The sequence below is a fragment of the Chamaesiphon sp. GL140_3_metabinner_50 genome (genome assembly GCF_025361915.1).
Classification (GTDB): Bacteria; Cyanobacteriota; Cyanobacteriia; order Cyanobacteriales; family Chamaesiphonaceae; genus Chamaesiphon.
This window is the reverse complement of the sequence record NZ_JANYJC010000355.1, coordinates 1-7,014: the sequence shown is the minus strand read 5'-3', so window position 1 is coordinate 7,014 and position 7,014 is coordinate 1. Positions and strand designations below refer to the sequence as shown.

The 7,014-nt window shown below is 45.2% G+C and carries 7 protein-coding genes and 1 pseudogene; 2 read left to right on the top strand and 6 right to left on the bottom strand.

The window, feature by feature from the left end; translation table 11 throughout:
* Positions 1 to 35: 35 nt before the first annotated feature.
* Positions 36 to 443 (bottom strand): contact-dependent growth inhibition system immunity protein, encoded by a 408-nt coding sequence (locus Q0R35_RS17420; RefSeq protein WP_295621387.1) that lies wholly within the window; start codon positions 441 to 443, stop codon positions 36 to 38.
* Positions 444 to 732: 289 nt separating this feature from the next.
* On the opposite strand from Q0R35_RS17420, the pseudogene Q0R35_RS19620 reads away from it, so the two are divergent.
* Positions 733 to 1,008 (top strand): annotated as a pseudogene (locus Q0R35_RS19620) (CopG family transcriptional regulator).
* 242 nt (positions 1,009 to 1,250) lie between these two features.
* On the opposite strand, the gene Q0R35_RS17405 reads toward Q0R35_RS19620, so the two are convergent.
* The 4 genes from Q0R35_RS17405 to Q0R35_RS17390 all read right to left on the bottom strand — a co-directional run bounded on the left by Q0R35_RS17405 (position 1,251) and on the right by Q0R35_RS17390 (position 5,215).
* Positions 1,251 to 2,444 carry an NDP-sugar synthase gene (locus Q0R35_RS17405; RefSeq protein ID WP_295621377.1) on the bottom strand — a complete coding sequence of 398 codons (1,194 nt, stop codon included), beginning with the start codon at positions 2,442 to 2,444 and terminating at the stop codon, positions 1,251 to 1,253.
* A 93-nt stretch (positions 2,445 to 2,537) separates the two neighbouring features.
* Positions 2,538 to 3,374, bottom strand: a complete 837-nt coding sequence (locus Q0R35_RS17400) for a ScpA family protein (protein WP_295621374.1) — start codon at positions 3,372 to 3,374, stop codon at positions 2,538 to 2,540.
* A 313-nt stretch (positions 3,375 to 3,687) separates the two neighbouring features.
* Positions 3,688 to 4,719 carry a GTPase Era gene (gene era, locus Q0R35_RS17395; protein ID WP_295621371.1) on the bottom strand — a complete coding sequence of 344 codons (1,032 nt, stop codon included), beginning with the start codon at positions 4,717 to 4,719 and terminating at the stop codon, positions 3,688 to 3,690.
* Positions 4,720 to 4,765: 46 nt separating this feature from the next.
* On the bottom strand, positions 4,766 to 5,215 hold the full coding sequence (locus Q0R35_RS17390; protein ID WP_295621368.1) for a protein tyrosine phosphatase family protein: 450 nt from the start codon (positions 5,213 to 5,215) through the stop codon (positions 4,766 to 4,768).
* A gap of 115 nt (positions 5,216 to 5,330) precedes the next feature.
* On the opposite strand from Q0R35_RS17390, the gene Q0R35_RS17385 reads away from it, so the two are divergent.
* Positions 5,331 to 6,176 carry a hypothetical protein gene (locus Q0R35_RS17385; RefSeq protein ID WP_295621365.1) on the top strand — a complete coding sequence of 282 codons (846 nt, stop codon included), beginning with the start codon at positions 5,331 to 5,333 and terminating at the stop codon, positions 6,174 to 6,176.
* Between the two features lie 5 nt (positions 6,177 to 6,181).
* Here the strand turns inward: Q0R35_RS17385 and Q0R35_RS17380 are convergent, their stop codons facing one another.
* Entirely contained in the window at positions 6,182 to 6,808 is a 627-nt protein-coding gene (locus Q0R35_RS17380) for a retron system putative HNH endonuclease (protein WP_295621362.1), read from the bottom strand.
* Positions 6,809 to 7,014 lie beyond the last annotated feature (206 nt).

Below are 7,014 nucleotides of genomic sequence, written 5' to 3'. Positions count from 1 at the left end.
CCCAACCTACAGATCTAATTTCTTATTTACCTGCCTTATTTTTCAAGAAAATTTTGTAATTGTTTTATACAATACTCGTCGCAGTCATCAGGCTCAACAAACAAACGGGTTGCTCCTTTTGCTATCTCAACAACCTCGTTTCTCCAATCAGCATAATGCAACCAAAACTCATCATTGACATTAACAACAGCTATTAGTAGATCGCCAGGGTAATATTTGCCTTCTGCTAATGGGTTGATGTGAAGCTGTTCTAGAGCAATTGGAATAAGATATTTTAAGCTAATATTTTGACCGATCGCGATACGTAAATTTTCTACTGTGAACTCATTCAAGGGGATCTTGTGTAGCCGATGACACTCAACAACTAGAGAAGAATAGTATGTCGGCTCACCACAGTCCTTATCCTCAAGCTGCCGTAGTGATTTGTTACGATCGAATTGCATAAGTTCGTCTGATAATATTTATTGAAAGATGTTATTTGCAATTTTACAAAGGATCTAACCGATCGATTAAACCTCGCGCCCCCTGCACATTCAATCGAGACTGCAAAACTGTTAGTACCCGTCCCAAATCTAGATCGATCGTTGTTGCTAGATTCAATACTAACCCAGGAAATACTTGACACTCGATCGGGTAAATGAGGTTTGGAGGGTTCGATCGCGTGTCACCGATCGAGCATTATAACTAACGTATAATTAGTCATCATTAATTGGCAACATATTCGATCGAGATATGAGTAGCACAACCACCCGCACGACGATCGCGTTACCTGCGGCTTGATTAGCAGCAACAGATCGAGCCGTTGCAGATGGTAAGGCAAAGAGCCGCAATGACTTAATTGCTAGAGCGATTCAACGAGAACTCGCACTGATGCGACGAGCAGAAATCGATGCCGATCTCGCCCCGATGGGAAGAGATCCTGAATATCGAGCTGAAGTACTCCAAATGGAAGCGGAGTTTGCTGTTGCCCAGTGGGAAGCACTACAGACTGTTGAGACTCAAACCTGAAACGTGGCCATAGCAAATTAACGAGAATTAGACAATACTCAGATTTTGAGCGTTTGCGCTACCAACCTGGGACGTGAGGCTATTTTCGTTCGCGGAGTGTCTCCTACGGAGAATCGGTTGTTGTGTGCTGGTGCAAACTCTGGGTTGTACCATGTCAAGCTGAAGCGGTGAGGATTGCCAAGGGCAAAGGATCGATCTTAAATCCAAAGATCGATCCTTTCCCACTAAGCAATATCCGATCGCTATCGCAATGTAATGGGTGTTTCTTCCGATTCAAAGACTTGAGCGACAAACTTGGCTGCTAGAGCGGATCGTTTGGCGATCGCTTCCATCGGCTGACGGGTATCGGTAATCAACCAATCGAGCGAAGATGCTTGTACGTCGATCGTCGCGCCATCTTTATCGACACAATAGCGTCCGAATACTAATTTATCAGTCAGGGTCACATCCGAGGCAATCCTGGAGTACTCAAAAATTACGCTATTATCGATGTGGGCACCAGCACAAATATGACAATTGCGTCCGATCGTGGCTGGCCCCGTAATTTTAGCACCATCTTCAATTTTGGTCATGCCACCGATATATACAGGCCCGGTAATATCGACTTTATCCCAATTTACCGCCACATTAATTCCGGTATAAATGCCCGGTGCGACTTGAATTCCTGGAATCGGCACATTCTTAACTTCACCCATTAAAACACTGCGAATTGCTTGCCAATAGTCGGGAACTTTACCGATATCGACCCATTGGAAATCCATTGAAATCGCGTAAAAAGGCGCACCCATTTCGACCAATTTCGGAAAGAGATCGCCCCCGATGTCATATTCTTGACCGGAAGGAATATAGTTTAATACTTCTGGCTCAAAAATATAAATACCCGTATTAATATTCGTACTTAGTGCTTCTTCAACTGTGGGTTTTTCTTGGAAGGCTTGGACTCTGCCATTGTCATCGGTAACGACTACCCCATAGCTAGAAACTTCATCGCGAGGTACCGATTTAGTAACGATCGTGGCTAATGAGCCTTTTTCTTTATGCCATTTAACGGCGGCGGTGAGGTCGAGATCGATCAGTGCATCGCCACACAAAACCACGAAAGTATCGTCGAAGAACGGATAAAAATCTTGAATGCGGCGCATCCCACCAGCAGAGCCGAGAGCTTGTCCTTCTAATTCTCCATTTTCGCGGATCGTTCCTTCAAACGAATACGCAATTTGGACTCCAAATCTTTGACCATCGTGGAAATAACTTTCAATTTCCTTGGCAAGATGGCTGACATTGACCATGATTTCGGTGAAGCCATGCTGCTTGAGCAAGTCTACCAAAAACTCCATTACTGGCTTGTGTAGAATCGGAATTAATGGTTTGGGAATAGTATATGTAATGGGACGCACCCGCGTGCCTTTCCCAGCAGCCAGAATCATTGCTTTCATATTAAATCTTGAATACTTAAACTCCCTATGCTGTCTACTTTAGCAGCGATCGATTGATACCTGCACTAGCTCGATCGCTCGATCGAGCGTAAGCTAGTTCATTTCTACCGATTCTTCATGCAGTCTGCGGATAGTCAGGGTTTGATAAAAATCTGTTTGATGTAGTTCGACTTTAGATTGAGCCGATAATAATAATAGTGCCCAAAAAACGCCGACTCGATCGTGGTTCTCTCCAAAAGTCTGTCCTGGCGCGGGAGGGAATTTATTAGACCACAGCTCTACCAGCTCTTCGAGCGTCCACAGTTCGGTCTCACTAGTATAGTTGACGAGAAATTCTGAGACTAGTGCCGCCATTTCGGTCAAATTTTCATCGTGAGCCAGTCCGACGATCGTTTGAGTTGCTTGTTTGACCGACATGATTTTACCCCGCAGCGGGCGATGTCTGGCGGTCGGTTTGGCAATTTTTTCAGCAATTTGGCTCAATTGTTGAATCAGATCTTGCAATGTCACCGGACGGGTGCGAGGTGGTGGCGAAGTCAGGCGGCGGCGAATGTGTCGCTCTAAATTGCGTGGTAATCCTGATGTCGAAATCGGTTCAAAATCGAGATCTTCTTCGATAAAGTCGAAATCTTCTCCCTGTGTTTGGCTCTGCTCTAAACTTTGAGCTTTAAGTAATACCAACATTGCCGCCCATAAAAAGGCTTGCCCAGATTGCGACAAATTGGCTTGCTTGTGCGCCAAGGATGCGTCAGCTTGCAAGGGTAACTTGCTCAGGTGTAAATCGATCGCGTCGATGACTTTCACGTCCCACGGGTCGATTTCACCGCGCTGTGCGAGATCGATCAGCATCGCAATCCCCATCTGCGCCAGGGTATAAGGATCGACTTGAGGCTCGACAGGCGGGGAAAGGCGATGGGGGGTGGATACCATTTTGGGAAGGGGGGTGTGGGAGTAAGAAGTAAGAAGTAAGAAGTAAGAAGTAAGGATTGGGTTTGCAATTATTTCTAAAACCTAAAACCTAATACCTAATACCTAAAGCCTAGATCGCGTTAATTGGTAACTTTACAGCAAATTCAGCATAATTAACGTTGCTAAATTGAGTATTTTATGAGCTACAAATTACGGTAATTACTACCCGATCGCATCTTGCCTCAATTAAATCGTCCTCCCCCTCTCCCAGTCCCTGGTCAGTGAGCGGAGCCGTTGGCGATAGCCTGCCGTAGGCACACTGCCAGTCCCCCACTTAATCCACCCGATAACCGAGTTCCGCCAATCGCAAGCCAGATTGTCGCCATTTGGGTTGAACTTTAACAAATAATTCTAGGTAAACCTTGCCAGCAATCATTTTTTGCATCTGCTCTCTGGCATTACTCCCGATTTGCTTGAGCATTTGTCCGCCTTTACCGATTAAAATCCCTTTTTGCGAATCGCGTTCGACATAGATGGTGGCGAGTACGCGGGTAATTTTGGCATCTTCTTGCACTCGATCGATCGTCACGGCGACAGAGTGAGGTAATTCTTCACGCGTGAGCAGAATGATTTGTTCGCGAATTAATTCGCCCATAATAAAGCGTTCGGGCTGATCGGTGACTAATTCGGGGGGATAATAATAAGGGCCGATTTCGAGATTTTCACTCAAACTAGCTTGCAGTCGATCTAAACCCGTTTCAGTCACAGCGGAAAAGTTCACTACCTGCCAATTGTGAGTTTGAGCGAGTTCGAGATAGCTACCTTCGATCGCATCCAAATGAGAGCGGCTGAGATCGGTTCGCAAATCGATTTTGTTAATGCCTAAAATAATTGGCGTTTTGACATTAATCAGCAGCTCGGCAATAAACCTGTCGCCACCGCCAGCAATTTCCATCCCATCGACTACAAATAGTACGACATCTACCGCCCCGATCGCACTTTGAGCATTTTTAACTAAGACTTCACCCAGTTTGTGGTGGGGTTTGTGAATGCCGGGGGTATCCACGAAGATCATTTGCGCCGTATCGGTGGTGAGGATGCCCTGTAGGCGGTTGCGAGTGGTCTGGGGTACCGGGGAAACGATCGCAATTTTTTGACCGATGAGTTGGTTCATCAGCGTGGACTTACCCACATTCGGTCTACCGATAATACCCACAAAACCCGATCGAAATCCCTCCGGTGCAGCCGGAATCAATCCTAAGCCTAAATCCTGCGGTACTTTAGCCTCGCTAGCTTTTTGAGCCGATAGATAAGCTTCGACTACAGAGTTATCGGATGGTGTGACGGGTTGGGATCGATCGGTCATTGGCTGCTCGCTGGTGATTCTCTTTCAGATCTTACCGCAGTCACCCTTAAATACTCGATCGGACTCGATCGATAAACTTTGCCCAGATTTCGTTTAGCGTCCAAATTTTGGTTAAATCTTGGTGCGCGCTGGGTTCCTCTACACCCTGACAAATGCGGTAAAGATATACAAACGCCGATACTCGTTTATTTGCCGCACAATGGACGAAAATTTTATCTGCTGAATGTGCGTCCATCACAGTTCTAAATGCCTGAAAATCCTCGATGGTTGGGGCATTCCACTCTACCGGAATCTGGATATATTCTAGCCCTAGCTGACGCGCCAATGAGGCTTCATCCGCCAGTGCATTCGGCGAATCATTCAAGGCAAGATTAACGACAACCCGATAGCCTGCGCTAACAATCGCCGAATACTGCTCTACAGTCGGCTGTCCCGCAGTCGCCAATCGATCGTAAATCTGAAGAAAATTAGTAATATTTTCAATCTGAGTACCCATCAAATTAATCCTCCATAACTAAAAACATCCCGCAACCGATCGAGAATTGCCAGTTAATATGGGTAAAATGATAAAAGAGTACTTACTCGCCGAGATCGCGTCCACCCCAAATTATATGCGAAGCGACTTAAATACGACGGCATCGATCGATGCTAACCTCGAAGAACGGCTTGCCAAATTTGCCCGATCGTCGCAAACTGGAGTTTGGAATCATTTAGACAAACGCCAAATCGTTGCAGATATTCGCGATCGACTGATCGATCCTTTCCAAATTCAGCAAGGAGAACAGCCGTTTTGCGGCCCCGCTGCGGTAGTATTTGAACTAATTCGCAAACAACCCGCACGGTATATCGATATCTGTCAAAGTTTATACGAGCATGGGCGGTTTGAAGGCTACACCAACACCATCAAAGTAGCTGGTAGATTGTGTCGCAGTTATGGCAATCTCAGAATGGCGCAAGCCGACTGGATGCTGCTGGCTACCCTCCGCGATTGTGCGACAATTCTGCCCGTACATCCCAAAGCACCCAGACTAATCCGCGAACTCAGCGGTATCACCCAACCCTGGGAAATTAACGGCTGGGTAAAAGAACTCCTCGGCTATTCCCAAACCAAATCTCATCCCACAATTTTATCTGGTGAATTTCGCGCGCTCCAAGTAGCCGACGACATTATTAAAGCTGGCGGCGTAGCCTTTGGATTAATTAATTCTCAAGGTTTGCTCGGTAGCAACTCATTTCTAGCCTCCCGATTTCACCGGATCTATCCCAATCATTGGGTCACTATTTTAGGCGATATCTCGATCGAACCCCCAACTAAAATAACTAAAAACAAGCACAGTCGCGTCCAGTTCGATATGTATTCCTGGGGACGAAAAATCCACGTCAACACCGACACCGCGACAATTAAAGATTTCTTCTGGGGTGTAGCCGTCGGTAAGTTAAACGGGGAAGCTATTTAGATCGTTTATTTAAAGCGATCCACTTTCTCTTGGTTTAACATATACAAAATTGTCTGACAATAAGGCGGATAATATCCTTCGTTATCAGTGCGACTATAGTAATGAATCAATTTATCGATCTCATCTTCAGACAATATTAATTCTAACCCTTCGCCGTAGACACCCTCGATCGCACCCGCTCTAGTAGCTTGCAATTTAGGAATATTTAAACTCAGTCGTTCGAGCGTTTTTGTAGCTCTTTCGGCTTTTTCTGGTTCGCGAGTAGGTAAAATCTGACCGTCAACTGTATATTCAAAGAATTCACCACAATCAGCTATCAGCGGCGATACTAGTAATTTATCATCGAACCAATCACCTTTACCCATTCCGCAATGTCTGGGTTCTTTTGGCTGAATTTTTTGCTGACACGAAGCCAATAGATTAAAATAGTCTAATTCTAAATGAGGATATTCTGTTTGCGGTTGAAAATGTTCGATATGACTATCGGTTCGGACGATTCTTTCGCCACAATAACAGCAGATATGCCCTTGCTCGGTAATTAAGTGTTGATGAAATTGTTTTTTATCTTCACCCTTCAATAATTCATAACTTGGTTGCCAATCTTCATTTGCCTGTGCTTTGAAATTCGCCAAAACTTCCGGCTCAGTAGTTTTACAACTATACTTCACCGCCCGATAATCTCCCGCCGTTTAATTGTTGATTCTGCTTTGACTAGTTCTGGTTCCGATATACCAATTTTGTCGCCTAATTCTTTGACTATCTCTTTAGCACTATCTAAATCGTTATTATTAATAGTTCTAAACAGTTCCGACATTCGTTCTTGAATTTCTTGCGGACG

Bases quoted from the DNA above. Each gene is read 5' to 3' on its own strand.
- Q0R35_RS17390 (WP_295621368.1), bottom strand. From the start codon at position 5,215: ATGGGTACTCAGATTGAAAATATTACTAATTTTCTTCAGATTTACGAT.
- Q0R35_RS17400 (WP_295621374.1), bottom strand. From the start codon at position 3,374: ATGGTATCCACCCCCCATCGCCTTTCCCCGCCTGTCGAGCCTCAAGTC.
- era (WP_295621371.1), bottom strand. From the start codon at position 4,719: ATGACCGATCGATCCCAACCCGTCACACCATCCGATAACTCTGTAGTC.
- Q0R35_RS17385 (WP_295621365.1), top strand. From the start codon at position 5,331: ATGCGAAGCGACTTAAATACGACGGCATCGATCGATGCTAACCTCGAA.
- Q0R35_RS17405 (WP_295621377.1), bottom strand. From the start codon at position 2,444: ATGAAAGCAATGATTCTGGCTGCTGGGAAAGGCACGCGGGTGCGTCCC.
- Q0R35_RS17420 (WP_295621387.1), bottom strand. From the start codon at position 443: ATGCAATTCGATCGTAACAAATCACTACGGCAGCTTGAGGATAAGGAC.